Source organism: Nonomuraea rosea (assembly GCF_039539705.1).
GTDB classification, from domain to species: Bacteria; Actinomycetota; Actinomycetes; order Streptosporangiales; family Streptosporangiaceae; genus Nonomuraea; species Nonomuraea rosea.
This window is the reverse complement of the sequence record NZ_BAABDQ010000001.1, coordinates 168,897-193,901: the sequence shown is the minus strand read 5'-3', so window position 1 is coordinate 193,901 and position 25,005 is coordinate 168,897. Positions and strand designations below refer to the sequence as shown.

Annotated in this window: 27 protein-coding genes; 16 read left to right on the top strand and 11 right to left on the bottom strand. The window is 68.9% G+C overall.

Going from position 1 to position 25,005, the window contains the following annotated elements; genetic code table 11:
* Window positions 1–4: 4 nt before the first annotated feature.
* The 3 genes from ABEA43_RS00905 to ABEA43_RS00895 all read right to left on the bottom strand — a co-directional run bounded on the left by ABEA43_RS00905 (window position 5) and on the right by ABEA43_RS00895 (window position 4,199).
* Window positions 5–1,084 (bottom strand): alpha/beta fold hydrolase, encoded by a 1,080-nt coding sequence (locus ABEA43_RS00905; RefSeq protein WP_345557580.1) that lies wholly within the window; start codon window positions 1,082–1,084, stop codon window positions 5–7.
* A gap of 74 nt (window positions 1,085–1,158) precedes the next feature.
* Window positions 1,159–1,998, bottom strand: coding sequence for a formate dehydrogenase accessory sulfurtransferase FdhD (gene fdhD, locus ABEA43_RS00900; protein ID WP_345557579.1), 840 nt, complete (start codon window positions 1,996–1,998; stop codon window positions 1,159–1,161).
* On the bottom strand, window positions 1,995–4,199 hold the full coding sequence (locus ABEA43_RS00895; RefSeq protein ID WP_345557577.1) for an FdhF/YdeP family oxidoreductase: 2,205 nt from the start codon (window positions 4,197–4,199) through the stop codon (window positions 1,995–1,997). Before ABEA43_RS00895 ends, fdhD begins: the two co-directional genes overlap by 4 nt.
* 59 nt (window positions 4,200–4,258) lie before the next feature.
* Between ABEA43_RS00895 and ABEA43_RS00890 the strand changes: the two genes are divergently transcribed.
* From ABEA43_RS00890 to ABEA43_RS00850, 9 genes are all read left to right on the top strand, one after another.
* On the top strand, window positions 4,259–5,080 hold the full coding sequence (locus ABEA43_RS00890) for a biotin--[acetyl-CoA-carboxylase] ligase (protein ID WP_345557575.1): 822 nt from the start codon (window positions 4,259–4,261) through the stop codon (window positions 5,078–5,080).
* Between the two features lie 53 nt (window positions 5,081–5,133).
* Window positions 5,134–5,649, top strand: a complete 516-nt coding sequence (locus ABEA43_RS00885) for a PH domain-containing protein (protein ID WP_345557573.1) — start codon at window positions 5,134–5,136, stop codon at window positions 5,647–5,649.
* Window positions 5,650–5,663: 14 nt separating this feature from the next.
* Window positions 5,664–6,641, top strand: coding sequence for an adenylate/guanylate cyclase domain-containing protein (locus ABEA43_RS00880; protein WP_345557571.1), 978 nt, complete (start codon window positions 5,664–5,666; stop codon window positions 6,639–6,641).
* Window positions 6,642–6,656: 15 nt separating this feature from the next.
* Window positions 6,657–7,742 carry an S-(hydroxymethyl)mycothiol dehydrogenase gene (locus ABEA43_RS00875; protein WP_345557570.1) on the top strand — a complete coding sequence of 362 codons (1,086 nt, stop codon included), beginning with the start codon at window positions 6,657–6,659 and terminating at the stop codon, window positions 7,740–7,742.
* 28 nt (window positions 7,743–7,770) lie between these two features.
* Window positions 7,771–8,391, top strand: coding sequence for an MBL fold metallo-hydrolase (locus ABEA43_RS00870; RefSeq protein ID WP_345557568.1), 621 nt, complete (start codon window positions 7,771–7,773; stop codon window positions 8,389–8,391).
* A 129-nt stretch (window positions 8,392–8,520) separates the two neighbouring features.
* Window positions 8,521–8,697, top strand: a complete 177-nt coding sequence (locus tag ABEA43_RS00865; RefSeq protein ID WP_345557566.1) for a (2Fe-2S)-binding protein — start codon at window positions 8,521–8,523, stop codon at window positions 8,695–8,697.
* Between the two features lie 25 nt (window positions 8,698–8,722).
* The gene (gene bfr / locus ABEA43_RS00860) at window positions 8,723–9,208 is read left to right on the top strand and encodes a bacterioferritin (RefSeq protein ID WP_345557564.1); all 486 of its coding nucleotides are present in this window, start codon (window positions 8,723–8,725) and stop codon (window positions 9,206–9,208) included.
* A gap of 309 nt (window positions 9,209–9,517) precedes the next feature.
* Window positions 9,518–10,186, top strand: coding sequence for a response regulator transcription factor (locus ABEA43_RS00855; protein ID WP_043620820.1), 669 nt, complete (start codon window positions 9,518–9,520; stop codon window positions 10,184–10,186).
* A gap of 3 nt (window positions 10,187–10,189) precedes the next feature.
* Window positions 10,190–11,467, top strand: a complete 1,278-nt coding sequence (locus tag ABEA43_RS00850) for an ATP-binding protein (RefSeq protein WP_345557561.1) — start codon at window positions 10,190–10,192, stop codon at window positions 11,465–11,467.
* Here ABEA43_RS00850 and ABEA43_RS00845 read toward each other — a convergent pair.
* Complete coding sequence (locus ABEA43_RS00845; protein WP_345557558.1) at window positions 11,451–11,933, bottom strand: GtrA family protein; 483 nt, start codon at window positions 11,931–11,933, stop codon at window positions 11,451–11,453. The two genes, ABEA43_RS00850 and ABEA43_RS00845, sit on opposite strands and share 17 nt — an antisense overlap.
* A gap of 353 nt (window positions 11,934–12,286) precedes the next feature.
* Between ABEA43_RS00845 and ABEA43_RS00840 the strand changes: the two genes are divergently transcribed.
* From ABEA43_RS00840 to ABEA43_RS00830, 3 genes are all read left to right on the top strand, one after another.
* Entirely contained in the window at window positions 12,287–13,435 is a 1,149-nt protein-coding gene (locus ABEA43_RS00840) for a 5-(carboxyamino)imidazole ribonucleotide synthase (protein WP_345557557.1), read from the top strand.
* Window positions 13,432–13,941: a 5-(carboxyamino)imidazole ribonucleotide mutase gene (purE, locus tag ABEA43_RS00835; protein ID WP_345557555.1), complete on the top strand. Its 510-nt coding sequence runs from the start codon at window positions 13,432–13,434 to the stop codon at window positions 13,939–13,941. The genes ABEA43_RS00840 and purE overlap by 4 nt, the downstream gene beginning before the upstream one ends.
* A gap of 265 nt (window positions 13,942–14,206) precedes the next feature.
* A complete protein-coding gene (locus tag ABEA43_RS00830; RefSeq protein ID WP_345557553.1) occupies window positions 14,207–15,088 on the top strand; it encodes a GNAT family N-acetyltransferase in 882 nt (293 codons plus the stop codon).
* Between the two features lie 47 nt (window positions 15,089–15,135).
* On the opposite strand, the gene ABEA43_RS00825 is transcribed toward ABEA43_RS00830, so the two are convergent.
* Window positions 15,136–16,449, bottom strand: a complete 1,314-nt coding sequence (locus ABEA43_RS00825) for a UDP-glucose dehydrogenase family protein (RefSeq protein WP_345557552.1) — start codon at window positions 16,447–16,449, stop codon at window positions 15,136–15,138.
* 125 nt (window positions 16,450–16,574) lie between these two features.
* On the opposite strand from ABEA43_RS00825, the gene ABEA43_RS00820 reads away from it, so the two are divergent.
* Window positions 16,575–17,738: an acyl-CoA dehydrogenase family protein gene (locus ABEA43_RS00820; protein WP_345557550.1), complete on the top strand. Its 1,164-nt coding sequence runs from the start codon at window positions 16,575–16,577 to the stop codon at window positions 17,736–17,738.
* 477 nt (window positions 17,739–18,215) lie between these two features.
* Here ABEA43_RS00820 and ABEA43_RS00815 read toward each other — a convergent pair whose 3' ends face one another.
* From ABEA43_RS00815 to ABEA43_RS00805, 3 genes are all read right to left on the bottom strand, one after another.
* Window positions 18,216–18,590, bottom strand: a complete 375-nt coding sequence (locus ABEA43_RS00815; RefSeq protein ID WP_345557548.1) for a hypothetical protein — start codon at window positions 18,588–18,590, stop codon at window positions 18,216–18,218.
* A gap of 580 nt (window positions 18,591–19,170) precedes the next feature.
* Entirely contained in the window at window positions 19,171–20,367 is a 1,197-nt protein-coding gene (locus ABEA43_RS00810; protein ID WP_345558758.1) for a helix-turn-helix domain-containing protein, read from the bottom strand.
* A 2-nt stretch (window positions 20,368–20,369) separates the two neighbouring features.
* Complete coding sequence (locus ABEA43_RS00805) at window positions 20,370–20,666, bottom strand: putative quinol monooxygenase (protein WP_345557547.1); 297 nt, start codon at window positions 20,664–20,666, stop codon at window positions 20,370–20,372.
* 186 nt (window positions 20,667–20,852) lie between these two features.
* Between ABEA43_RS00805 and ABEA43_RS00800 the strand changes: the two genes are divergently transcribed.
* Window positions 20,853–21,281, top strand: coding sequence for an ATP-binding protein (locus tag ABEA43_RS00800; RefSeq protein WP_345557545.1), 429 nt, complete (start codon window positions 20,853–20,855; stop codon window positions 21,279–21,281).
* Window positions 21,282–21,786: 505 nt separating this feature from the next.
* On the opposite strand, the gene ABEA43_RS00795 is transcribed toward ABEA43_RS00800, so the two are convergent.
* Entirely contained in the window at window positions 21,787–22,116 is a 330-nt protein-coding gene (locus tag ABEA43_RS00795; protein WP_345557543.1) for a helix-turn-helix domain-containing protein, read from the bottom strand.
* A 311-nt stretch (window positions 22,117–22,427) separates the two neighbouring features.
* Here ABEA43_RS00795 and ABEA43_RS00790 point away from each other — a divergent pair, with 311 nt between their 5' ends.
* The gene (locus tag ABEA43_RS00790) at window positions 22,428–22,850 is read left to right on the top strand and encodes a nuclear transport factor 2 family protein (protein WP_345557541.1); all 423 of its coding nucleotides are present in this window, start codon (window positions 22,428–22,430) and stop codon (window positions 22,848–22,850) included.
* An 11-nt stretch (window positions 22,851–22,861) separates the two neighbouring features.
* Here the strand turns inward: ABEA43_RS00790 and ABEA43_RS00785 are convergent, their stop codons facing one another.
* Window positions 22,862–23,317 (bottom strand): hypothetical protein, encoded by a 456-nt coding sequence (locus ABEA43_RS00785; RefSeq protein WP_345557540.1) that lies wholly within the window; start codon window positions 23,315–23,317, stop codon window positions 22,862–22,864.
* 180 nt (window positions 23,318–23,497) lie between these two features.
* Here ABEA43_RS00785 and ABEA43_RS00780 point away from each other — a divergent pair, with 180 nt between their 5' ends.
* On the top strand, window positions 23,498–24,637 hold the full coding sequence (locus tag ABEA43_RS00780) for a hypothetical protein (protein WP_345557538.1): 1,140 nt from the start codon (window positions 23,498–23,500) through the stop codon (window positions 24,635–24,637).
* 56 nt (window positions 24,638–24,693) lie between these two features.
* Here the strand turns inward: ABEA43_RS00780 and ABEA43_RS00775 are convergent, their stop codons facing one another.
* Window positions 24,694–24,864 carry a hypothetical protein gene (locus ABEA43_RS00775; RefSeq protein WP_345557537.1) on the bottom strand — a complete coding sequence of 57 codons (171 nt, stop codon included), beginning with the start codon at window positions 24,862–24,864 and terminating at the stop codon, window positions 24,694–24,696.
* Window positions 24,865–25,005 lie beyond the last annotated feature (141 nt).

Genomic DNA, 25,005 nt, shown 5'->3' with positions numbered 1-25,005 from the left:
AGACTCAGCGGAGGCTGTCGAAGAAGGCGCGGATGTCCGAGGTGAGCGTCTCGGTGGCGGTGTGCGCGGTGTAGTGGCCGTGGGCCGGGGCCGCCAGCGTCTTCCAGGAGACGATGTTCGCGTGGTCCCGGTCGGCGAAGCGGCGGATCGAGGCGAAGTCGCCCGCCGCCATGGCCAGCGCGGTCGGCACGGTAGTGGGCTCCTTGGGCTGCTCGGCCCGGGCGTTCTCCCAGTAGAGGCGCAGCGCGGAGCCCGCCGTGCCGGTGAACCAGTGGATCGAGGCGTTGGTCAGCACGAAGTCGTCGTCGAGGTCCTCGTCGAAGAGCTGCGCCAGCCAGCCCACCAGCCCGGCGGGGGAGTCGGCGATCGCGTGGGCGAGGGTCTGCGGCTGCTGCGACTGCAGCACGTTGAACGCGCCCTTCTCCTTCCAGAACCAGTCGAGCACGGCCAGCCCCGCCTGCTCCTCCTCGCTCAGCCCCGCGAACTCGGCCGGGTCGCCGGAGGGGAAGGAGAACAGCTGCGTGACGTGCACGCCCACGACCCGGTCGGGGGCGATCCTGCCGAGCTCGGGCGAGATCATCGAGCCGGCGTCGTTGCCGACCGCGCCGAAGCGCTCGTAGCCGAGCCGGGTCATCAGCTCGGCCCACGCCCTGGCGATGCGCAGGTTGTTCCAGCCCAGCTCCTTGGTCGGGCCGGAGAAGCCGTAGCCGGGCAGCGAGGGGACGACCAGGTGGAAGTGGCGCGACAGGGGCTCGATGGCGTCGAGGTATTCGGCGATCGAGCCCGGCCAGCCGTGGGTGAGGATCAGCGGCAGGGCGTCGGGGTTGTCGGAGCGTACGTGGATGAAGTGGATGTTCTGCCCGTCGATCTCGGTGGTGAACTGCGGGTACGCGTTGAGCCTGGCCTCCTGCGCCCGCCAGTCGAATCCGTCGCGCCAGTGGGTGACCAGCCGCCGGACCCGCTCGACGGCCACGCCCTGCTCGGCGCCGGGGATCTCGTCGGTGAAGCGGGTCAGCGCGAGACGCGCCTGGAGGTCGTCGAGGTCGGCCTGGGAGATCTCGACGCGGAAGGGGGTGATGCTCATGGCGGATCCTCTCGAAGCTGCGGAACGGTTCGTTCTGTTCCAATACTAACAGAACGGAATGCTTCATTCCATAGTTAGCCGAGAATTCGCTCCTGACCCGCGTAGATGTTGCAGCGCTCGCCGCGCAGGAAGCCCACCAGCGTCATGCCGAACTCCCTGGCCAGCTCCACGGCCAGCGACGACGGCGCGGACACCGCGCACACCACCGCGATCCCGGCCGCCAGCGCCTTCTGCATGATCTCGTAGCTGGCCCGCCCGCTGACCATGAGCACGTGCTCGGCCAGCGGCAGCCGCTCGGTCAGCCCCGCCCAGCCGACCAGCTTGTCCACCGCGTTGTGCCGGCCGACGTCCTCCCGCAGCGCGAGCAGCGTCCCGGCGGCCGTGAACAGCCCGGCCGCGTGCAGCCCGCCCGTCTTGCCGAACACGCCCTGCGCCCCGCGCAGCGCGTCCGGCAGCCCGTACAGCAGCTCGGGGGTCAGCTCCAGCAGGCCCCTGGGGATCGGGACGCAGCGGTCGCGCAGCACGTCGAGGCTGGCCGAGCCGCAGACGCCGCACGCGCTGGAGGTGAGGAAGTGCCGGTCGAGCGCGGGCAGGTCGGGGATGGGGCCGTGCAGGCGGACCGTCACCGTGTTGTAGCGGGCCTCGGGCGGGAGGTCCTCGTCGGTGCAGTACGCGATCGCCGCGATCTCCTTCGGCCCGGCCAGCCCTTCGCCGTGCAGGAACCCGGCGGCCAGCTCGAAGTCGTGCCCGGGGGTGCGCATGGTGATGGCCACGGTCCTGCGCGCGCCGTCGGGCGCGGTGAGCCGGATCTCCAGCGGCTCCTCCGTGGCCAGGTCGTCGCGGCGGTCCCGGCCGACGGCCCCGGACAGCTCCCTGATCCTGATGCGGGTGGTGGGACCCGGCCGCCCCTTCACAGCGGCCGCACGGTGACGAGGGCGTTGTAGTCGGGGATCCGCGCCTGCGCGGAGCGGCGGGCCTCGTCCAGCAGGACGTTGCCCTCCGGCCAGTGGACCTGGAGGTTGCCGGGCATCAGCGGGGCCCGCAGGACCTTGCCGTGGTAGGTCCGCTCGCCCGAGCGCAGCTCGACCGCGGCCCCGTCGGGCAGCCCCAGGCGGTCGGCGTCGTACGGGCTCATCAGCACGGCCTCCCGCGTCGCGCCGTTGAAGCCGTCGAGCCGCTCGTGCACCATGCTGTTGAACTGCTTGCCGCGCCTGGTGGCCACCATGAACGAGCCGTCGGGGCGCTCCAGGGCAGGCGGCTCGACGACGGAGAACCTGGCCAGCCCGTCGGGCGTCTGGAAGCGGCCGTCGGCGAACAGGTGGCGCCCGCCGTACTGGACGTTGTCGCCGAACTTCGCGAGGCCGGCGATGCCCTCGTAGAAAGGGACGGCCCGCTCGATCTCCGCACGGATCTGCGGGGTCCCGGTGAACCGGACTTTTGCGGAGAGCTCGGGTCGGGCCCTGGCGGCCAGCTCGGTGAAGATCTTCCACTCCGGCCACGCCTCGCCGGCGCGCGGGCCCTCGACCTCGGGCGAGAAGATGATCCGCCGCTCCGTGGAGGTCTCGGTCACGCCGCCGACCATCTCGTAGCGGGTCTGCGCGGGCAGCAGCAGCACGTCGCCCGCGCCCGGCACCAGCATCTGCGACGACAGCACGATGTCGATGTGCACTCTCAGCCTGAGCCGGGACAGGGCCTCGCGGCAGTAGGCGGGGTCGGGCAGGACCTCCAGGAAGTTGCCGCCGGAGGAGACGAGTGCGTCGAGGTCGCCGCTGTGGGCCGCGTCGATCATGTCGGTCGCGGTCAGGCCGGGCGTCGCCGGCACCTCGAATCCCCACATGTCAGCAAATTTCGTGGCGTTCTCCGGCGTGATCGGCAGCCCGCCGGGCAGCCCGGTCGCGTACGCGCCCATCTCCGCCCCGCCCTGCACGCCGCTGTGCCCTCTGATCGGCATCAGCCCGCACCGGTCGCGCCCCAGGAAGCCCCCGGCCAGCGCCAGGTTCACGATCGAGCGGACGTTGTCCTCGCCGTAGGTGTGCTGCGTGACGCCCATCGACCACACGAACACCGCCGACTTCGCCGCGCCCAGCAGCTCGGCCAGCCGGAACATGTCGTCGCGCGAGGCCCCGGACAGCGCCTCCAGCTCGGCCCAGGTCTGGCCGGCCAGCGCCGCGCGCATCTCCTCGAAGCCCGTGGTGCGCTGGTCGGCGAACTCCTTGTCCACCCAGTCGTTCTCGATCATGTGCTTGAGCACGCCGTTGAGGAAGCCGATGTCGCCGCCCACGTTCACCCCGAAGAACTCGTCGGTGATCTTCGTGCCGAACAGGGCGGACTCGGCGTTCGAGGGCACCCAGTACTTGTCCATGCCCGGCTCGCGGTAGGCGTTGACCATGGCCACGCGGGTGCCGGCCTTCTTGGCGTGGTAGAGGTATTTCATCGCGACCGGCTGGTTGTTCGACGGGTTGGAGCCGATGAACACGATCAGGTCGGAGCCGATCCAGTCGGTGTAGGAGCAGGTGGTGGCCGCCGCGCCGATCGTCTCCTTGAGTGCGACCGTCGAGGGCGAGTGGCAGATGCGGGCCGCGTTGTCGATGTTGTTCGTGCCGAGCGCCCGCACGGCCTTCTGGGCCGCGTAATAGTTCTCGTTGGGCATGCCGCGGCTGGTCAGGTACGCGCCGAAGCGCGACTCGCGCAGCTCTCCCGCCGCCAGCCCCAGCGCCTCGTCCCAGGAGATCCGCCGGAAGCCGGGCTCGCCCGCGCGCCGCAGCATCGGGTACGGCAGCCGCCCCAGGTCCCGGAGCTCGGCGCTCCGCTTGCCCGCCAGCCCGGAGACGTCGCTCAGCAGGGAGACGTCCAGCGCGGGCATCGTGTTCAGCGGCAGCAGCCGCAACCTGATGTTGCACAGGTGGATCTCGTCCATCGTCCAGTCGCGCATGCCCTGGGTGCCGAGCGCGCAGCCGTCGCAGGTGCCCTGGTTGAGAATCCGCCAGGCGTAGCGCCTGTTGCCCTTCACCGACCTGAACGCCTTCCACAGCTCCAGGTAATTGTTCGGCTTGCGCAACCCGATGCCGAACGGTCGCAAAGAGGCCCAGTTGGCTGGGTTCAGACGCTTGCTCATCCTCCCATCTTGCCCCCAGGTGTGCCCTCGAACAGCCGGTCATCAGCCAAGATGGGTGGATGCCCAACTCGCGCTACTCCGACCTCGACCGTCCGCCACTGTCCGCGGCGGCGCTCAACCGCGCCCTGGTCCATCCCGGCTCCCTGTGGAGCGGCGTCACCGTCGTCGAGAGCACCGGCTCGACCAACGCCGACCTGGCCGAGGCCGCCAAGGAAGGGGCCGAGGAGGGCACGGTGCTGGTGGCGGAGACGCAGCTCTCCGGCCGCGGGCGGCTCGGCCGCGTCTGGTCGGCGCCGCCGCGCTCGGGCCTGATGGTCTCCATCCTCCTCAAACCGGAGGTGCCGCCCACCGCGCAGGGCTGGCTGCCCCTCCTGTACGCCGTCGCCGCCGCCTCGGCCGTGCGCCGGCTGGCCGAGGTGGACGTACGGCTCAAGTGGCCCAACGACCTGCTGATCGGCGAGCGCAAGCTGGCCGGCGTGCTGGCCGAGCGGACCGACGACGGCGTCGTGATCGGCATGGGCCTGAACGTGTCGCTCAGGACGGACGAGCTCCCCGTCGAGACGGCCACGTCGCTGGGCATCGAGGAGGCGGCGTGCGTCGACCGCGATCCGCTGCTCAGGGCCGTGCTGCGCGAGGTCGAGAGCCACTACCGCGACTGGGCGGCCGCGGGCGGCGACGCGGAGGCGGCCGGGCTGCGGGCGGCCTACCAGGCCTCCAGCGCCACGATCGGCCGGCAGGTCAGGGTGGAGCTGCCGGGCGGCCAGGCGCTGACCGGGACGGCGACGGGCATCGACCACGCCGGGCACCTTCAGGTGGATTCCGGGCATGAGCGATACACGCTGAGCGCCGGTGACGTGGTGCACGTCCGCAGCGCGGAATGACCCGTTCTGCCGTCGCCGTAGCAGCCGGGCGGCGATGGTGGCACGATTTGCCCATGACCCTTCCCGACCATCACCTGACGCAGGGTGAGCGGCGAGTCCGATCCTTCCACCCCCACTGGAAGCGGCTCATCGTCCCCCTCATCGCGCTGGTCCTCATCGCCGCCGCCTCAGGCGCGGCGATCTACTTCGTACCGGCCGCATGGGAGCAGAACGCCACCTACGTCAGGATCGGGATCGGCGTCATCGCCCTCATCCTCCTGACGATCTGGTCGTTCGTGCCCTATCTGCGGTGGAAGAACACCGGCTACGTGCTCACCACCCACCGCTTCACGATCAGCACCGGCGTGCTCAACAAGTCGACCGACGAGATCCCGATCACCAAGGTCAACACGGTCAGCTCCGACCAGTCGTTCGCCGAGCGCCTGCTCGGCTGCGGCACGCTGACCGTCGAGTCCGCGGGCGATCGCGGGGAGATCGTGCTGCGCGACATCCCGCACATCCAGGACGTACGCACCGAGCTGTTCAGGCTCGTCGAGGACGCCTCCGACGGCGAGGTGGACGGCCGCTGAAGTAGCCTCCTCCCGTGGACGAACCTCGTCGCGGCCAGCCGACCGCGGAGGAGATCGAGCGCCAGCTGCTCGGCCGGCCGCCCCGCTTCACCGGAGAACAGGTCGCGGCCCAGGCGGGCGTGTCGCAGGAGCTGGCCGAGCGCATCTGGCGCGCGCTCGGCTTCGCCCAGAGCGCCGCCGGCACCGTGGCGTTCACCGACGACGACATCAAGGCCCTGAGCAGGGTACGCAGGATGCTCGACGGCGGGCTGCTCGACGAGGAGACGATCGTCCGCATGGCCCGCGCGCTCGGCCAGACCACGGCCAGGCTGGCGCAGTGGCAGGCCGAGATCATGATGGGCGCGATCCTGCCGCGGGAGCCGACGGAGGAGGACCTGGCGCGGGTGCTCGACACGGCGCAGCGGCTGATGCCCGACTTCGAGTTCGTCCTGGGCCACGTCTGGCGGGCCCAGCTCGCCGCGGCCGGCACCAGGCTGCTGGCCATCGCCGACATCAACGACGAGCTGGTGCCGACCCGCGTGTCGATGGCGGTGGGCTTCGCCGACCTGGTGTCGTTCACCAGGCGGGCCCGCGAGCTGGCCGAGAAGGCGCTGGCGAGCCTGGTCGAGGGGTTCGAGTCGCGCGCTTCCGACGTGGTGGCCTCGCACGGCGCCCGGCTGGTCAAGACGCTGGGCGACGAGGTGCTGTTCACCGCGCCGACGCCGGCCCAGGCGGCGGCGATCGCCCTCGATCTGGTCGAGAGCGGCGAGGAGCTGCGCATCGGCGTGGCCTACGGCCCGGTGGTGCCCCTCATGGGCGACGTCTTCGGCACCACCGTCAACCTGGCAGCCAGGCTCACCGCCATCGCCAGGCCGGGCACGATCCTGGTCGACGCGGCGCTGGCCGAGGGGCTGGCGGGGCTCGGCGGGTTCGAGCTCCACCGGATCAGGCGGCGGCCCGCGCGCGGCCTCGGCGTGGTCCAGCCTCATGTCTTGCGGAGATCATCCTCCTGACACAAGATGGCTGGCATGCCGTACGAAGTGCAGGGCGTCATCGCCAGAGGCAAGGGCCAGGAAGTTTCGCTAGAGACGGTCATCGTGCCGGATCCGGGGCCGGGCGAGGCGGTGGTGAACGTGCAGGCCTGCGGGGTCTGCCACACCGACCTGCACTATCGGGAAGGCGGGATCAACGACGACTTCCCGTTCCTGCTGGGGCACGAGGCGGCGGGCGTCGTCGAGGCGGTCGGCGACGGGGTGACCGGCCTTGAGCCGGGCGACTTCGTGATCCTCAACTGGCGGGCCGTGTGCGGCCAGTGCCGCGCCTGCCTGCGCGGCCGCCCCTGGTACTGCTTCAACACCCACAACGCCGCCCAGAAGATGACGCTCGCCGACGGCACCGAGCTGTCGCCCGCGCTGGGCATCGGCGCGTTCCTGGAGAAGACGCTGGTCGCCGCCGGCCAGTGCACGAAGGTCTCCGCCGAGGCGCCCGCCCAGGTCGCGGGCCTGCTCGGCTGCGGTGTCATGGCCGGACTCGGCGCCGCCATCAACACCGGCGGCGTGACGCGCGGCGACAGCGTGGCCGTCATCGGCTGCGGCGGGGTCGGCGACGCGGCCATCCTCGGCGCGCAGCTCGCGGGCGCCGCCAAGATCATCGCGGTGGACGTGGACGACCGCAAGCTCGAATGGGCTCGCGGATTCGGCGCCACCGACACCGTCAACTCGCGCGAGAGCGACCCCGTCGAGGCGATCCGCGACCTGACCGGCGGCTTCGGCGCGGACGTGGTCATCGAGGCGGTGGGCCGGCCTGAGACGTACAAGCAGGCGTTCTACGCCCGCGACCTGGCCGGCACAGTCGTGCTGGTGGGCGTCCCGACGCCGGAGATGACGCTGGAGCTGCCGCTGCTGGACGTGTTCGGGCGCGGCGGCGCGCTCAAGTCCTCCTGGTACGGCGACTGCCTGCCCGCACGCGACTTCCCGATGCTGATCGACCTGTTCCTGCAGCACCGGCTGCCGCTGGACAGGTTCGTGTCCGAGACGATCGGGCTGGACCAGGTCGAGGAGGCGTTCGCGAAGATGCACCGCGGCGAGGTGCTGCGCTCGGTGGTGGTCTTCTGATGGATCCGCTCAAGGATGGGGAGGCGCTGTGATCGACCGGGTCATCACCTCGGGGACGTTCTCGCTGGACGGCGGCGCTTGGGAGGTCGACAACAACGTCTGGCTGATCGGTGACGCCCGGGAGGTCGTCATCATCGACGCCGCCCACGACGCCGCCTCGATCGCCGAGCGGGTGGGCGGCCGCACGGTCAAGAGCATCGTCTGCACGCACGCGCACAACGACCACATCAACGCCGCGCAGGGCCTGGCCGAGCTGACCGGGGCGCCCATCAGGCTGCATCCGGCCGATCAAGTGCTGTGGGAGCAGGAGTACGGGGACGCGGTGCGCTATGAGCCGCTGAGCGACGGCGAGCAGATCGCGGTCGGCGGGATCGCGCTGGAGGTGCTGCACACGCCCGGCCACTCGCCCGGCGCGGTCTGCGTGCACGCGCCGGATCTGGCGGCCCTGTTCAGCGGCGACACGCTGTTCAAGGGCGGCCCCGGGGCGACCGGCCGGTCCTACTCCTCCTTCGACACGATCATCGAGTCGATCAGGAAACGGCTGCTGACACTGCCCGCGGAGACCGTCGTGCACACCGGCCACGGCGACTCGACCTTGATCGGCGCGGAGGCCCCGCACCTGGAGGAGTGGATCGCCAGGGGGAGCTGAGCGCGGGCCGTTCACGCAGAGGGGTAGACGAGTGTGGCTTACCTAACGTAGGCAAGCCTTACCATAGTGAGCTACCTTAGGTGTGCCTAACCTTATGGTGCCCGCCCTGCGTGAGAGGTCTATCCCTGGATGTACGTGTGCATATGTCGTGCTGTGACCGAGAACGAGGTCCACGACTGCATCGCCTCCGGGGCGACGAGCGCCAAACAGATCCGCGACACTACCGGTGCTGGTGGGGACTGTGCCCGATGTGTGCGGAAGATCTGTGCCATCCTGAAACGGTCTGACGAATTGACGACCGCTTAGCCGGATAGCAACGAGGGGCCCGTTCATGCAGGGCGACAAGCAGATCATCGAGTTGCTCAACGAGCAGTTGACCGCCGAGCTCACCGCGATCAACCAGTACTTCCTGCACGCGAAGATGCAGGAAAACTGGGGGTACACGAAGCTCGCCAAGCACACCCGCGACGAGTCGATCGACGAGATGCGCCACGCCGAGCGCCTCACCGATCGCATCCTCTTCCTGGAGGGCCTGCCCAATTACCAGCGCCTAGGCACCCTGCACATCGGGCAGACCGTCGAGGAGCAGCTCAGGGCGGACCTGGAGGTCGAGCTGTCGGTGGTGCAACGGCTACGGCCGGCGATCCAGCTCATGCGGGAGAAGGGTGACGTCACCTCGGCCCGCATCTTCGAGGAGATCCTCGAGGACGAGGAGCAGCACATCGACTACCTGGAGACGGAGCTCTCGCTGATCCGCAGCCTGGGCGAGCAGCTCTACCTGGCTCGCTACGCCGAGCCGCCGTCCGTGGACGACTGACAACCGGTGACCGGGCGGGCCTTCCGTGCCCGCCCGGAACCTGCCGCGCGCCCCCCTGCTTTGAGAAGCCTGCTTTCCGCTGCCTCGGAGTCCCCGAGTGCCCCGATCCCGACGAGCGGTTGATCGTACGGAAGGCCTGAGGGCTGGAGCCATCAGTTCGTATACCGAATCATGGCCGGAAAACCTGGTGATTTAGTCCGGAATAATCGATATTTAACTGTGTTTGCCCAGGTCAATGGATGGGTCAACGACAAGTCAAACCGCGCGCTGCGCCCGGGAAACGATCGCCTAAGGTCCTACGATCGCTTTATGACCTGCGTACTTCTCGCCGAGGATGACACCTCGATTTCCGAGCCACTCGCGCGTGCGCTACGCCGCGAGGGCTATCAGGTAGAGGTGAGCCCCGACGGCCCGCAGGCCCTGGAAAGGGCCCTGTCGGGCGGCATCGACCTCATCGTTCTTGACCTTGGCCTGCCGGAGATGGACGGCCTAGAGGTCGCCCGCCGCATCCGGGCCGAGGGCCACGGCACTCCGGTGCTGATACTCACCGCCCGCGTCGACGAGGTCGACACGGTCGTCGGCCTCGACGCCGGCGCCGACGACTACGTGACCAAGCCGTTCCGGCTGGCCGAACTGCTCGCCCGCGTACGCGCCCTGCTGCGCCGCGGCACCTCGGAGACCCCGGTCGTCCAGGGCGTGCGCATCGACGCCGACTCCCGCCGCGCCTGGATGGGGGAGAAGGAGCTGCACCTGACGACCAAGGAGTTCGACCTGCTGCGGGTCCTGGTCCGCGACGCGGGCAAGGTGGTCACCCGCGAGCAGATCATGCGCGAGGTCTGGGACACGAACTGGTGGGGTTCGACCAAGACGCTCGACATGCACATCTCCTGGCTACGCCGCAAGCTCGGGGACGACGCGGCCAAGCCCCGCTACATCACCACTGTCCGGGGGGTCGGCTTCAGGTTCGAGCGCGAGTAGGGGATGCGCCGCCGACTGCTCTCCTCCACCCTGGTCGTCGCGGTCATCGCGGTCCTGCTGCTGGGGGTCCCCCTGGGCGTCGTCGTCAGCCGCCTGATCGTCGATGAGGCGGCTCAGGAGCTCGGAGCGGAAGCCAAGCGTCTCGTGGGAGAGGTGGAGTACGCCCGCGTCCAGGAGACGCCGCTCGACCCCCAGCAACTGGAGCAGAAATACCCGGGCCGGTACATCCAGATCTGGGAACGCGGAACCCCTCTGAGGGTGACCGTCGTCGGAACCCCCCCGGCGTCGGGTCACCTGATGACCGAGGACGCCCAGACCAACACCGGCGTCTACGTCCGGATAAGTCGTGACCGCGACCAGGTCGAGCGAGACGTACGCGCCCGGCTCCTGCTCATCGTGGCGCTGGCCGTGGCCGCCCTGGCGGTGGCCGTGAGCCTGGCCGTCGTGCAGTCACGCCGGCTGACGCTGCCCCTGCAGGACCTGGCGAAGATCGCCGACCGGCTGGGCTCGGGCGACGCGCGGCCGAGCAAGCACCGTTACGGGATCCCGGAGCTCGACCGGGTGGCCCAGGTGCTCGACCGCAGCGCCACCCGCATCTCCGACCTGCTCACCCGCGAACGCGAGTTCGCCACCGACGCCTCCCATCAGCTTCGCACCCCCTTGACCGGCCTCACGATGCGCCTGGAGGAGATCGTCGCCGCCTCGGACGAGCCGGACGTCGTACGCGAGGAGGGCGAGGCGGCGATCGTGCAGGCCGAGCGGCTCACCGCGGTGATCGACGAGCTGCTGGCCGCGGCCCGCCGCCAGCGCCATGCCCAGGCCGAGCCGGTCGCCATCGACGAGGTCCTCATCCAGCAGATCACCGAGTGGGAGCCGGTCTTCCGCGACGCGGGCCGTGCCCTCCAGCTCGAAGGCTCCCGCGGCCTGAAGGCGCTGGCCACCACCGGCGGCTTCGGCCAGGTCATCGCGTCCCTGCTGGAAAACTCGCTGCGCCACGGCGGCGGCGCCGTGAGCGTCACCACCACCAGCGGTGACAACTACATCGTGATCGAGGTCTCGGACGAGGGTCCGGGCATCGCCGACGAGATCGCACCCAAGATCTTCGAGCGGAACGTGAGCGGGGGCGGAGGCACCGGGCTCGGGCTGACCCTCGCCCGCGCGCTGGCCGCCGCCGACGGCGGCAGACTGGAGCTGGTACGCCGGAGGCCGGCGACGTTCGCCATCTTCCTGCGTCCCGCGGAGGAGGACGGCAGGAACCGGGTGGTCAGCGGTCCTGCTTGATCCCGGATTCGGGCAGCTCCACCGGAATGGGCTCGGTGGCCTCCAGGAACACCCACTTCTTGTACGACCAGTATCGGAAGAGGGTGCCGAGCCCCACTCCGACGAAGTTGGCGATGTTGAGGCTCAGGCCGTCGTGCAGGTGGAGCGTGTATTTGGCAAAGCCGATCATCAGCAGCCCGAACAACAGGGCGATGCCGTTGAGCAGGAAGAACAGGAAGTATTCGCGCCCCAGACCGCTCTGCTCGCGATGGCGGAAGGTCCAGTAGCGGTTGCCCGCGTAGGCGAAGGTCGCCGAGATCGTGGTGGCCAGGACCTTCGACGTGAGCGGCCCCCACTCCAGCCCCAGCAGGAAGACGTTGTAGAGGCCGGTGTCGATGACGAAGGCGATGGCGCCGATGCTGCCGAACTTGGCCAGCTCGTGTACGAGAGACTCGAACCGCTCGTAGAGGCGCTTAACGAAGTCCACGTCTCTGCTCGGTCCTCTCCGTAGTCGCGCTTGCCCAACCAGCGTACCGGCCACGATGTGGCTTCGGCGTCAGACAGATGAACATACCGCGCAAAGAACATCTTTAGAAATATCGTCCTATGACCGGCATTCCGGAGGGGCGGGGTTTACGCTGCGGTGCAGATCGCGCCCTACCGCTGGGCGGTCGTGCCTGCACGGCAACCCGGAACGGCCGCCCAGCCCCCACACGACGCCGCTACGGCGCTCCCACGCTCCCAGGCGACGCCGCTGCGGCGCTCCCACGCTCCCACGCGACGCCCCTACGGCCTGTCCCCGTCAGGGCAAGTCGGTGCGTCCCGGTAAGCTCACCTGGCGTGAGTTCTTACAGCCCCATCGGACCGGTCGTCGGCATCGTCGGCGCGGGCCAGCTGGCCAGGATGTCGCAGCCGCCCGCCATCGCGCTCGGCGTCGAGCTCCGGGTGCTGGCCAACTCTCCTGACGAGAGCGCCGCGCGAGTGATCGTCGACACGCGCATCGGAGACTACCGCGATCTTGGCGACCTCCGCGATTTCGCCAAGGGATGCGACGCGATCACGTTCGACCACGAGCACGTGCCGACCGAGCACATCCGGTCGCTGGCCGCCAACGGCTACGTCGTGCACCCCGGAGCGGACGCGCTCGTGCACGCCCAGGACAAAGCGATCATGCGCGAGCGGCTGACCGCGATCGGCGTGCCCTGCCCGGCCTGGTCGCGGCTGTCCTCGGTCGACGACGCCACGGGTTTCGGCGACGAGCACGGCTGGCCGATGGTGCTGAAGGCGGTGCGCGGCGGCTACGACGGCCGCGGCGTGTGGGTGTGCCGGACGGCGGCGGACGTCGCGGAGGCGTTCGGGACCGGCGTCGAGCTGATGGCCGAGGCGTTCGTGCCGTTCGAGCGGGAGCTGGCGGTGCTGGTGGCCCGCTCGCCGCACGGGCAGGGCGTCAGCTACCCGGTCGTCGAGACCGTGCAGCAGGACGGCATCTGCGTCGAGGTCCTCGCGCCCGCTCCCGGGCTCGACCCGGAGAAGGCCGCCGAGGCTCAGCGCATCGCGCTGCAGATCGCCCACGAGCTCGGGGTGACCGGGCTGCTGGCGGTGGAGATGTTCGAGACGGCGGCCGGGTTCGTGGTCAACGAGCTGGCCATGCGCCCGCACAACAGCGGCCACTGGACGATCGAGGGCTCGACGACCTCGCAGTTCGAGCAGCATCTGAGGGCGGTGCTCGACCTGCCGCTCGGCTCGCCCGCGACGACCGCCCCCGTCGTCGTCATGGCCAATCTGCTCGGGGGCGACGACCCCGACCTGTTCAAGCGCTACGAGCACGTGCTGGCCCACGATCCGGGCATCAAGCTGCACTTCTACGGCAAGGAGGTGCGTTCTGGCCGCAAGATCGGCCACGTGACCGCCCTCGGCGCCGACCTGGAGACCGTGCGGGCCCGCGCCCGCCACGCCGCCGTCTACCTCACCACCGGGGAATACACATGACCGAGACTCCCGCTCGCGTGGGCATCGTGATGGGCAGCGACTCCGACTGGCCGGTCATGAAGGCCGCGGCGGAGGCTGTCGCGGAGTTCGGGGTGCCGTTCGAGGCCGACGTCGTGTCCGCGCACCGGATGCCGGTCGAGATGATCGACTACGGTCGTCAGGCCGCTTCCCGGGGCCTCCAGGTAATCATCGCGGGCGCCGGCGGTGCGGCCCACCTGCCCGGCATGCTGGCCTCCGTCACGCCGCTGCCGGTGATCGGGGTGCCGGTGCCGCTGAAATACCTCGACGGGATGGACTCCTTGCTGTCGATCGTCCAGATGCCGGCCGGGGTGCCGGTGGCGACGGTGGCGGTGGGCGGGGCTCGTAACGCCGGGTTGCTGGCCGTGCGCATCCTGGCGGCTGCCGATGCTGGGCTGCGGGAGCGGATGGAGGAGTTCCAGGTGCGGTTGAAGGAGCAGGCTTACGCCAAGGGCGAGAAACTACGCGCCGAGGCCGCCGGGCTCTGAGCCTCTGGCTTACCTGAGCTTCGGCCGTCCCTGAACCGCCACCGTCACCTGAGCTTTCGCCGTTCCTGGGCTTCGGCTGTTCCTGAGCCGCCACCATCACCTGAGCTTCGGCCGTTCCTGAGCCGCGACCGTCACCTGAGCTTTCGCCGTCCCTGAGCCTTGGCCGGGCTCAGGGACCGGGACTGGGGCCGGGACTGGGATGGCAACCCCGTCGCTGGCCTCTGGGGCCTTCTTCGCGGGGCGTTCCGGGGGCTAGGGTTCCGGGATGGACGACGTGATCAGGGACCATGCCGCTCGCGTACGCGCCGCGGATCCACTGGTCGCGGGCCAGGACGAGCTGGCGGAGCCGAACGCCGCGCCGATCGAGACCCGCGCCGCCGCCGGCCTGGCCACCGTCGACCGGATCGATCCCGGCAGCATGCGAGCCTCCTGGTCCCCGTTGCTCGTGCACCGGCTCCAGGCCAGGGTGAGCGGCCCCGACCCGGAGGCCGCGCTCGGCGGCCTGCTCGACCGGTGGACGGCGGGCCTGCGGCTCGACCGGTGGGCGGAGCAGGCGCTCGCGGTGACCTGGCCGAGCCGGGACACCGCCCCCGTACGCGCGCTGGCGGTGCGCGGTTTCGCGCCCATCGCCGTGGCCGGGGTTCGCCGGCTGCGGGAGCGCACGGTGAGCGCCCCGTCCGTCCGCCGGGCCGGCGAGGGCGATCTGGCTGGCGTGGCGCGGATGTACGAGCGCCTGCTGGCGTACGAAGCGCAGTTCGGCTGGGTGTCCGTACGGGCGTCGACGTCGGCGCGGATCAGGGAGTTCCTGGCCACGGAGGTGCTGTCCCTGGAGTGGTGCTGGATCGCCGAGCTGGACGGCGAGCCGGTGGGGTGCGTCATCGTCCAGCCGCCCGCCCGATCGTCCTGGATGGCCAGGACCGTGAGCGTGGGGCCGGTGGCGTACCTGAGCGCCATGTACGTGGAGCCGCACGTACGGGGGCAGGGCGTGAGCGCCGCGCTGGCGGCGGTGGCGCACGGGTACGCGGCGGCGCAGGGCGTGACGTGGATGACGCTGCACCACGCTCTTCCGAACCCGCTCTCCACCCCGTTCTGGGCCCGCCAGGGCTACCGCCCCTTGATCACCCAGTGGGCCCGCCACGAAAGGTGAGCCGGGCTCGGTGGGCCCGCCACGGGAGGTGAGCCAAGCCCGGGACGCTACGGGCGTCCCAGCGCCCGGTAGTGCCAGCCGGCCGCCCGCCAGGTCTCCGCGTTGAGCGCGTTGCGCCCGTCCACGATGCGCCGGGTGGCGACCACTCCCCCCAACTGCTCCGGGTCGAGCTGCACGAACTCCTGCCACTCCGTGAGCAGCAGAACCACATGCGCGCCTCGAACCGCTTCGACGGCCGATCCGCCATAGTTCAGCTCAGGGTGCGCCTTACGAGCGTTGTCGAGCGCGATCGGGTCGTAGACGGTGACCTGTCCGCCTTGGTGGCCGATGGTCACGGCGACGTCGAGGGCGGGGGAGTCGCGAATGTCGTCCGAGTTCGGCTTGAACGCGGCCCCCAGCACGCCCACGGTGCAGCCGTGGAACGAGCCGCCGGCCAGCTCCCTGGCCAGGTCCACCATGCGGGCCCGGCGGCGCATGTTGATCGCGTCCACCTCGCGCAGGAACGTCAGCGCCTGATCGGCCCCCAGCTCCCCGGCCCGCGCCATGAAGGCCCTGATGTCCTTCGGCAGGCAGCCGCCCCCGAACCCGAGCCCGGCGTTCAGGAACCGGCCGCCGATCCTGTCGTCGTACGACAGCGCCTCGGAGAGCTGCTTGACGTCGGCGTGGGCGGTCTCGCAGACCTCGGCCATGGCGTTGATGAAGGAGATCTTGGTGGCGAGGAAGGCGTTGGCCGCCGTCTTGACCAGCTCGGACGTGGCGAAATCCGTCACCACGAACGGAACGTCGCCCAGCGGCTCGTACAGCTCGCGCAGCACCTTCTCCGCACGTTCGGTGCGAACGCCCAGGACGATGCGGTTGGGGTGCAAGGTGTCTTCGACGGCGAACCCTTCCCGCAAGAACTCCGGGTTCCACGCCAGCTCGGCATCGCCACCGGCCGGAGCCAGCCGGGCGAGCTTGTCGGAGAGCCGCTCGGCGGTGCCGACGGGCACGGTGGACTTGCCCACCACCAGGCACGCCCGATCGAGACGCGGTGCCAGGGCCTCGATGGCGTTGTCCATGTAAGTAACGTCTGCGGCATACTCGCCGCGTTTCTGCGGAGTGCCCACGCAGACGAAGTGCACGTCCCCGAACGCGGCGACCTCGTCGTAGGAGGTCGTGAAGCGGAGGCGGCCGGATTGGAGGCCGCGGCGGAGCACCGGTTCGAGGCCGGGTTCGTGGATGGGGAGCTCACCGTTGTTCAGCCGGTGGATCTTGTCAGCGTCGATATCGAGGCCCAGGACGTCGAATCCGAGATCGGCCATACACGCCGCGTGCGTGATGCCCAGGTATCCGGTCCCGATCACCGTGAGGCGATATGGCACGAGGGAGCTCCTTTCGATCGCGCAGGCATGCTACCGGCCTCCGCTACCTCCTACGTGCCACCTGCACCTACCCGCAAACCGTACTGACTGGTAACAAGATGGTCGGACGTCCTAGGATCTGACGCATGAGCTTCCCTCTTTACGCGCCCGCCGAAGAGCACGACATGCTCCGGGAGAGCGTCCGTGCCCTGGCCGACGAGAAGATCGCCCCGCATGCCGCGGCGGCCGACGAGAACGAGGAGTTCTCCTGGGACGTCTACAAGGCGCTCGTCTCGGCCGACCTGCACGCCGTACACGTGCCTGAGCAGTACGGGGGCGCCGGGGCGGACGCGCTGGCCACGGTGATCGTCATCGAGGAGGTGGCCCGCGCCTGCGCGTCGTCCTCCCTGATCCCCGCCGTCAACAAGCTGGGCACCGTCCCCCTCCTGCTCTCGGCCTCGGAGGAGCTGAAGTCCCGCTACCTGCGGCCGGTGGCGAAGGGGGACGGGATGTTCTCGTACGCGCTGTCGGAGCCGGAGGCGGGCTCCGACGCGGCGGCGATGAAGACGAAGGCGGTGGCGGACGGCGACTTCTACGTCCTCAACGGCACCAAGATGTGGATCACCAACGCCGGGGTGTCGGAGTACTACACGCTGATGGCCGTCACGGACCCGTCGGCCGGGCCGCGCGGTATCTCCGCCTTCGTCGTGGAGAAGTCGGACGAGGGCGTCTCCTTCGGCCCCAAGGAGCGCAAGCTCGGCATCAAGGGCTCGCCGACCCGCCAGGTGATCCTGGACAACGTCCGGATCCCGGCCGACCGCATGATCGGCGCCCCTGGCACCGGCTTCAAGACCGCCCTTGCCACCCTCGACCACACCCGCATCACCATCGCCGCCCAGGCCCTGGGCATCGCGCAGGGCGCGCTCGACTACGCGATCGGCTACGTCAAGGAACGCAAGCAGTTCGGCCGCCCGATCGCCGACTTCCAGGGCCTGCAGTTCATGATCGCCGACATGGCCATGAAGCTGGAGGCGGCCAGGCAGCTCACGTACCACGCGGCGGCGAAGTCGGAGCTCGCGATGCACGGCGAGCCGCAGAAGGACCTGACGTTCCTGTCGAGCGCCGCCAAGTGCGCCGCCTCGGACGCCGCCATGGAGATCACCACGGACGCGGTGCAACTCCTGGGCGGGTACGGCTACACGAAGGACTTCCCGGTGGAGCGCATGATGCGAGACGCCAAGATCACCCAGATCTACGAGGGCACCAACCAGATCCAGCGGATGGTGATGGCCCGGCAGCTCCTGAAGTAGGTGGGCCTGACTACACCCACCCGTCGCCCGTCTGGGTGGTTGCCTGGCGGGATCCCACCCCGAGCGGTCCTCGCTCCGCTCGGGCACCCTTCCTGGGCGTGCCTACGGCCCGCACAAAGGTCTTCGCGGGAGGCGCTTCGCGCTGGCGGCTCAGGCGCTCTCATTGAGGCGCCTTCGGCGCAACCCACGCACCTTCGGCGCCATCGGCAACCCCCGCGCCTTCGGCTCGCACAAAGGTCTTCGCTTGGGGCGCTTCGCGCACTGGGAGCTCAGGCGCTCTCATTGAGGCGCCTTCGGCGCACCTCCCGCGCCTCGGCGCCGTTGGCACCCCCGCGCCTTCGGCACCATCGGGCCCACCCGTTGCCTGGTTACTGGCTGGCCGGCGGCAACCCATCCCGATGTCGCGGTGATCGTGATCAGCCGAGCAGGCGGATCGGTCCGCATGAAAAGCGACGGTCGTGCTGGTCGCGGAGGGAATTATCCCCGCATGAAAGGGACGTCGTAGGCAGGCGGCTGGCCGTTCATCAACTCGGTCAGGTCACTATCGGTGAGTGCAAGGTCGAAGGCGTTGCCTGCTTGCCGCGGACCCCAGCCGTGACCGAGCGCCATGCGTACGGTCGCCGTCACAAGCGCCGGCCGAATGGCGATCGTCCGCTCTCCCAACCACGCGTCCGGCCGGGAGCAGGGAAGCGACGCCAGGAGTACGCGACCCGGCGCATCGGCTAGCTCCACCGAGAACGTCATCGGGCCCCAACTGTTCCCCTGGCAGTACGTGGGCTTACGACGGACGCGCCAGCGGAAGATGGTGCCGTCGACGGTGATGAGCCGCGAACCCTTCTTCGGGATCGCCATGAAGCAACCTCCTGCCCTGTTCCGCTGCCGTTCAGTGGGATGGCCGAGAGTGGCGAGAAACGACGAGAGCCAGTTGCAACCGTAACCCCTGCTCAGGCTCTTGATCGACAGGTTTCTACAGGTGGCCACGGAGAGTATCGGAGATCACCCAGATCGACGAGGGCACCAACCAGATCCAGCGGATGGTGATGCCCGGCAGTTCCTGAAGTAGGTGGGTTGGGCTACACCCACTCGTTGCCCGTCTGGGTGGTTGCCTGGCGGATCCCGCCCCGAGCGGTCCTCGCTCCGCTCGGGCGCCTTCCTGGGGCGTGCCTTCGGCCCGCACAAAGGCCTTCGCGGGAGCGCTTCGCGTTCTGGGGCTCAGGTGCTCTCATTGGGGCGCCTTCGGCGCACCCCTGCGCCTTCGGGCACACCCGTTGCCTGGTTACCGGACTGGCCGGCAGTAACCCATCCCAGATGGCGCCGCAGGCTGATGAGACGCAGAATGGCGAGCCCGGAACGGCCGATCAGACGGATAGCGGTGGCACGTTCGGCGCGCGCTGTTCAAGCCTGCCGGCAACCAGACGCTCTGCACATACGTTTATGCCCCCACTCGGTCGGCCAGTCCCCGTAGCTCTGCCGACGCCGGGTCCTGCATCGACAACAGATCGGACGCGAGCTGCCGCACCACCCGATGGTTACGGATCTGCTCAGGCGTGATGCTTTCCGCCTCCAAAAGCTGCGCTACCGCCTCATCCACCTGACGACGCTGCGCGTGCGCCCGCGCGAGGTCGATGGCCAGCCGCGCCCGCCGCTCAGCCGACAGCGTCGAGGTGTCCACCGTGGCCCCGACCCGCAGGGCATGCCCTGCGTCGCCCACCTCCACCGCCACGGCCACCTCATGCAGAGCCACATTGGCCGGCCCGAACTCGGTGTTGTAGTCGTTGCGCCCCTCGCCCACCCGCGCCGCCATCTCACGGGCTCGCGACAGATGCTCGTACGCCACATCGGCCTGATTGAGCCACGAGGCAGCCAGCGCCCGCTGCAAGGTCAGCCCGCCCCACAGCGACATTGCCTCCACGCCGCCCTGCTCGGTCAGGAACCACAGCGCCTCAGCAGCCGTGCGTGCCGTTTCCTCCACCTGATCGAAGTGACGCGCCCCTAGGAACGTGATGCCCAGCCGGAACGCCCCGGCCGCCATCATCAACGGGTTGCCCGCCCGCTCAGCCGCGCCGATGGCCCGATCCGCCGCGATCCACGCCGCCTCCGGCTCGCCGAGTTTGGCCAGCGACGCCGAACACGCCTGATACGTCACCGCCAGCAGCTCGAACAACTCGGCCTGTTGCTCAACCGGCGCGGACCGGACTGCGTTCTCCAAAGTGGGCACCAAGCCACGCAGCAAGTCGGTCAGCTCGACATAGCGGCTTTGGTGTGTCAGCTCCCAGGCGTGATCAGCTCGCGGTTTGAGCTGGTCGGTGGCCGGCACCGGCATGGCGTGCAACATGGCCTGCAGCGAGTGGGCACCGGAGAGCACCAGTCGTAGCCCGGCCACCCCCGGCATCTCCTCGTTGGTGGCGGCGACCACGGGCGCTTCGGCGGCCAGTTCCGACAGCGGCAGGCCCAGTGTCTCGGCGACCTTCTCCAGCACGGACATGCGATCGACTTTGCGCACGCCCCGCTCCACCTGCGAGATCCACGCCACCGACCGATCCACCAGCCGGGCCAGCTCGGCCTGCGAAAGACCGCGCCGCTTACGGTCCTGGGCGATACGCCGTCCGAGCGCCCGCTGATACTCCATGCTCACGACGTCGTGCCCTTCCCGCTCAGCAGATCCAGCCAGTCGACCTCCACCGAGGCCAGCAGATCCTCCCGGGCCGTCAGGAAGCGCCTGGTGTGCTCGGTCCGCTCGTGGGCGTCGAAGGCGTCCCGGTCCCGGTACAGCTCGTAGAAGATCCGCTGGAGCGGCTGACCGTCCACCCGGTGCGAGGCGTACACGATCGTTCCCGGCTCGTGCCGGCGGATCGCCTCGATTGTCTCACCGACGAGAGTGTCGAACGCCGTAGTGCTCGCCTCGTCCTTGCAGGTGAATCGAACCATTAGTCCGAACATGTGCACCCTCCTGGGTTGCCGCCGGTGTCTGGGGATCCCGGTTCTTTACTCGACCAGTACTTTTTGTGCGGCGCAAGTACATCAAGTCGCTTGTACTCGAAGTATAGCACTAGTACTTTAAGTACCGATGGCGGATCGCAGTGCTTTGACCTGCATGAACGCGAGGAAATAGCGATGTCCCCAGCACTCAACGGCTCCGCAGAGATCCACCGGTGGTGTCGCAGCTTTCCTGGCGCGAGGGCCCAGATCAGCGAGGCACGCCAGTTCATCGCTGGCTATCTCGGCGACCGCTGCGAAGCCGACACCGCACAACTCGTCGTCTCCGAACTCGCCACCAACGCCATCCGCCACACCCGCAGCGGTCTACCGGGCGGACGATTCGGCGTCACCCTCCACGCAGGCAGCACCCTGCTGATCGTCGCCGTCCACGACGAAGGCAGCCCCACCACCCCACACCTGCGCGAGGCCGATGACGAGGACCAGAGCGGCCGCGGCCTCTACCTCGTGGAGACGCTGAGCGCCCGCTGGGGCGTCCACGGCGACCACGCCGGCCGCACTGTGTGGGCACTCATCCCTTTCGCACCCGCCGACCGGGCAGTATGAGCGACTGCCTGTCTCCCCACCTCCCAGAACCGCAGCCGGGTTGTAAGCGCCTGATCTGGCTCAAGTCACGGAATGAGCCACGGCATGGGGTGCTGCTCTGGACCTGCCACTGCGATGACATCGTCTACGAGCTGCGCGCCACGGGCGGCCAAGCCTTCCTCTGGCGCACAGACCCAGCGACGGAGAAGGGCGTGGAGACCCACCGCATGAGCATGCGACAGGGGCACGCAAATGTGGCAGGCCCTACTCGAAGGACGCGTCCGGTAGCCACGGGCGCGAGCGACCGCATGATGAGACGGCAGCCTATCGCCACCAGTCCGTCGTGCAGCGGGGACTCGCTCCGCCGAGACTCGGCGTCGTCGCGTAGGCACCGCACCTGGGTAGAAGTCCGCCTGCGGCGGTCTGTGCGCGTTGGGCCGGTCGCTGGACGCGCTGTGGCTCTGCGGCCGGTCGCGGCGCCAGGAGCGTGGGATGTCGCATACCGATTCGACGGTTGGGCTCACGGTCAAGCGACCCGTACCGAGTGAGGTCCGACGCTGATCGTCACATCGACATGGCCACCGAGAGCAGCTGCGTAGGCGCGGATGGTCTCGAGTTTCATCGAGTCCAGATCACCGTTCTCGATCTGGGAGACGCGTGCTTGTGAGATCTCAAGGGCAGCCGCTACCTCGGACTGCGTCTTGCCGACAGACTTGCGCAGTTCCTTCAGATGGTGGCCGGCGACGTAGGCATCCAGCTGCGCATCGGCGACGGCCTGTCGCTGAGGGTCGGCCATCTCGGGGTACAACCGGTGTGCTTCCGCCTTGACCTCACGCCAGTTGCGTCCTGGGCTCATCACCTGTCCTCCCTCTTCGTCTCCGCCGACTTCGCGGCGCGGTACTCGGCGTAGCGTGCCTTGGCCGATGGGGGTCGCTTCCTCAGACCAGCGCGATCATCTGCCAGCCTTGAGGCGTAGCCCGGCGATCGCTGCCGAACGACTGCAACCCAAGCACCCTCCCGCGTGGCCTCGGTCATTATCGACTGTTTCCCGCAGGCGGCCACCGTGATGGCCGTAAGAGGGCCCAGGGAGGACGCGGGCTCTGCCTGCCGGTGGGCGTGTCCGGATGTGGCCGGTTTCTCAGCGGGCGGGTGTCTAAGCTGCTCGGCATGAGCTCTGAGCGGAATCGCGAGCTGGTGAAACAGGCGTGGCGATCATTCTCGACCCGGGACAAAGACCTGATCGCGACCTTCTTCACCGAGGACGCGGAATGGCTGGCACCACCTGAGAATGCGACCGCCGTGACGCTCGGTGTGACGCATCACATGGTGGGGAGGGACGCCATCCTCCGCTTCCTCACGGTCGACTTCGGGCGCATGTTCGTCGCCGATGTCGCGTTGGAGTTCCATGGGTTCTATGCCGATGGCGATGTGGTCGTGGTGGAGGAGAGCATGCGGGCCACGCTGGCCAACGGGAACGCGTACCGCAACGACTACTGTTTCGTGTTCGTGCTGCGGGATGGGTTGATCCATCGGGTGCGCGAGTTCATGGACACCGCCAGGGCGCAACGCTTGGTGTCCGGCAGCGGGTGAGCCCCCTGCGGTCAGGTGTCGTATGAGCCGTCCCACGGGTCGTAGAAGCCGATGCGGTTCGGGTAGAACTCGGCGTGGTCCTCGCCCTCGAAGGTCTCGATGACGAGACCGAACACCACTCCGTCGTGCAGGTGCCGGAATGGGCGGATGGCGATGTCGTCGAGGCGGCGAGCGGGGAGCTCGTCGAGCCAGCGGTCCAGTCGTGCCTGTGCGTCGTCTACGGCGGCCCGATGGTGGTCGTCGGTGCCGGTGTGCTCGATGCGGGACCCGAGGTGGTGGCCGGTGGTGTCGAAGGTGTGCAGGACGGCGTACCAGCGTTTGTGCGACAGCCAGTCGTCCGTCGCGGTGTAGCCCTCGCGGAAGGCGGAGATGACGGAGCCGAAGAACTGCCCGCCCGCCCAGTGGCCGATCGTGTCGGTGTGATAGCCGGGCTCGTACATGATCGGGATGATTCCCGGGACTGTCATGCACCGGAGGTTAGCCAGCAGGAGTGACAGCGAATCGGCGGGGTGTATTGGGCGGGCTGGGTAGTTTGGTCGCTCTTCACGGCTAGTTCACTCGTCTGTCAGACATCGGCACTTGATCGGTATAGCGTCTGGTTTCGGTCTGTTCCTTAACCCGAGAAACCCGAAGACAGGTACTGCAACATGCGCAACCTCCTGACGCTGGCCCTCGCCGCCACCACGACTTTCGGCCTGCTCTCCGCCCCTGCGGCAGCCGCCCCCGCCGACCGTCCGCAGCCGTTCCCGACCGAGGTCAACGGGGGCGCCTGGGCCGAAGGGCACGTCCAGGGCATCGCCATCGACCAGCGCAAGGGGTACATGTACTTCTCCTTCACCAACGTCCTGGTCAAGACGGACCTCAAGGGCAATCCGGTCGGCTCGGTGACGGGCTTCACCGGGCACCTCGGCGACCTGGACTTCAACACCAAGGACGGCCGGATATACGGCTCCCTTGAGTACAAGGAGCAGGAGTCCTTCTACATCGCGATCTTCGACGTCGACCGCATCACCAGCATGAACATGGACGCCCAGACCACCGACGTGGTCAAGACGGTCTACCTCAAGGAGGTCGTGGCCGACTATGCCGCGGACATGAACGGCGACGGCAAGTTCGACGGCAACATCGCGAACACACCCGACCACCGGTACGGCTGCAGCGGCATCGACGGCGTGTCCTTCGGCCCCGAGTTCGGCAGGAAGCACGGCCAGCAGAAGCTGACCGTGGCCTACGGCATCTACTCCAACCTCAACCGGACCGACAACGACTACCAGGTCCTGCTTCAGTACGACATCCAGCAGTGGAAGAAGTACGAGAAGCCGCTCACCGAGAGCGCCCCGCACAAGAGCGGCCCCGAGCAGGTGGACGGCAAGTACTTCGCCTACACCGGCAACACCACCTACGGCGTGCAGAACCTCCAGTACGACGAGCACACCGGCAACTGGATGATGGCCGTCTACAAGGGCAAGAAGCCGCAGTTCCCCAACTACTCCTTCTTCATGGTGCCGGCCGCCGAGCGGCCCAAGACGGGCGACCTCGTCGGGCAGCCCCAGCCTGAGCAGGGCAAGCTGCTCACCCTGGCGCCGGGCGGCCTCCAGCACGACGCCACGGGGGTCAGGGGATGGGAGTTCACCGGTGAGTACGGCCTGATCTCGCTCGGCGGCGGGCGCTACTACGTCTCCAAGGCCGGGACGACCACTGAAGGCGGCGTCACCAAGCACACCGGCGCCGCGCAGCTCTACCGCTGGACGGGCCAGGTGCCGACCCCCTTCGAGAAGGTCGGCTGAGCGAGCGACCACTCTGGCCCCCAGAGGCGCGGGAGCTCGAAAGCTGAGTGCGCCCGTCAGGCGTCGGCGTAGTGGCACTCGGCGGTCTGCGGCTTCCGGATGACGTTCGTGTCCGTGTCCGGATCGCCGCCGGCCTGCGCCGGTGGGGTGGCCAGGGCCAGGGTGACGAGGATGACGGCGGCGGACGCGGCCACCCGCCGGACCGGCCCGCGCTGCTGAGCCTTCATGCGGCCTCCAGGGCGATCAAGGGCGATCAAGGGCGATCACTCGACTGCCCCATCCTCGGCGCCGATCCGGTGGATGTCCACTGCCTCGGTGGCCACGAAATGAAACGTTCAGCAGCCGTTTTCCGCCCCCGTCGGCCTGCC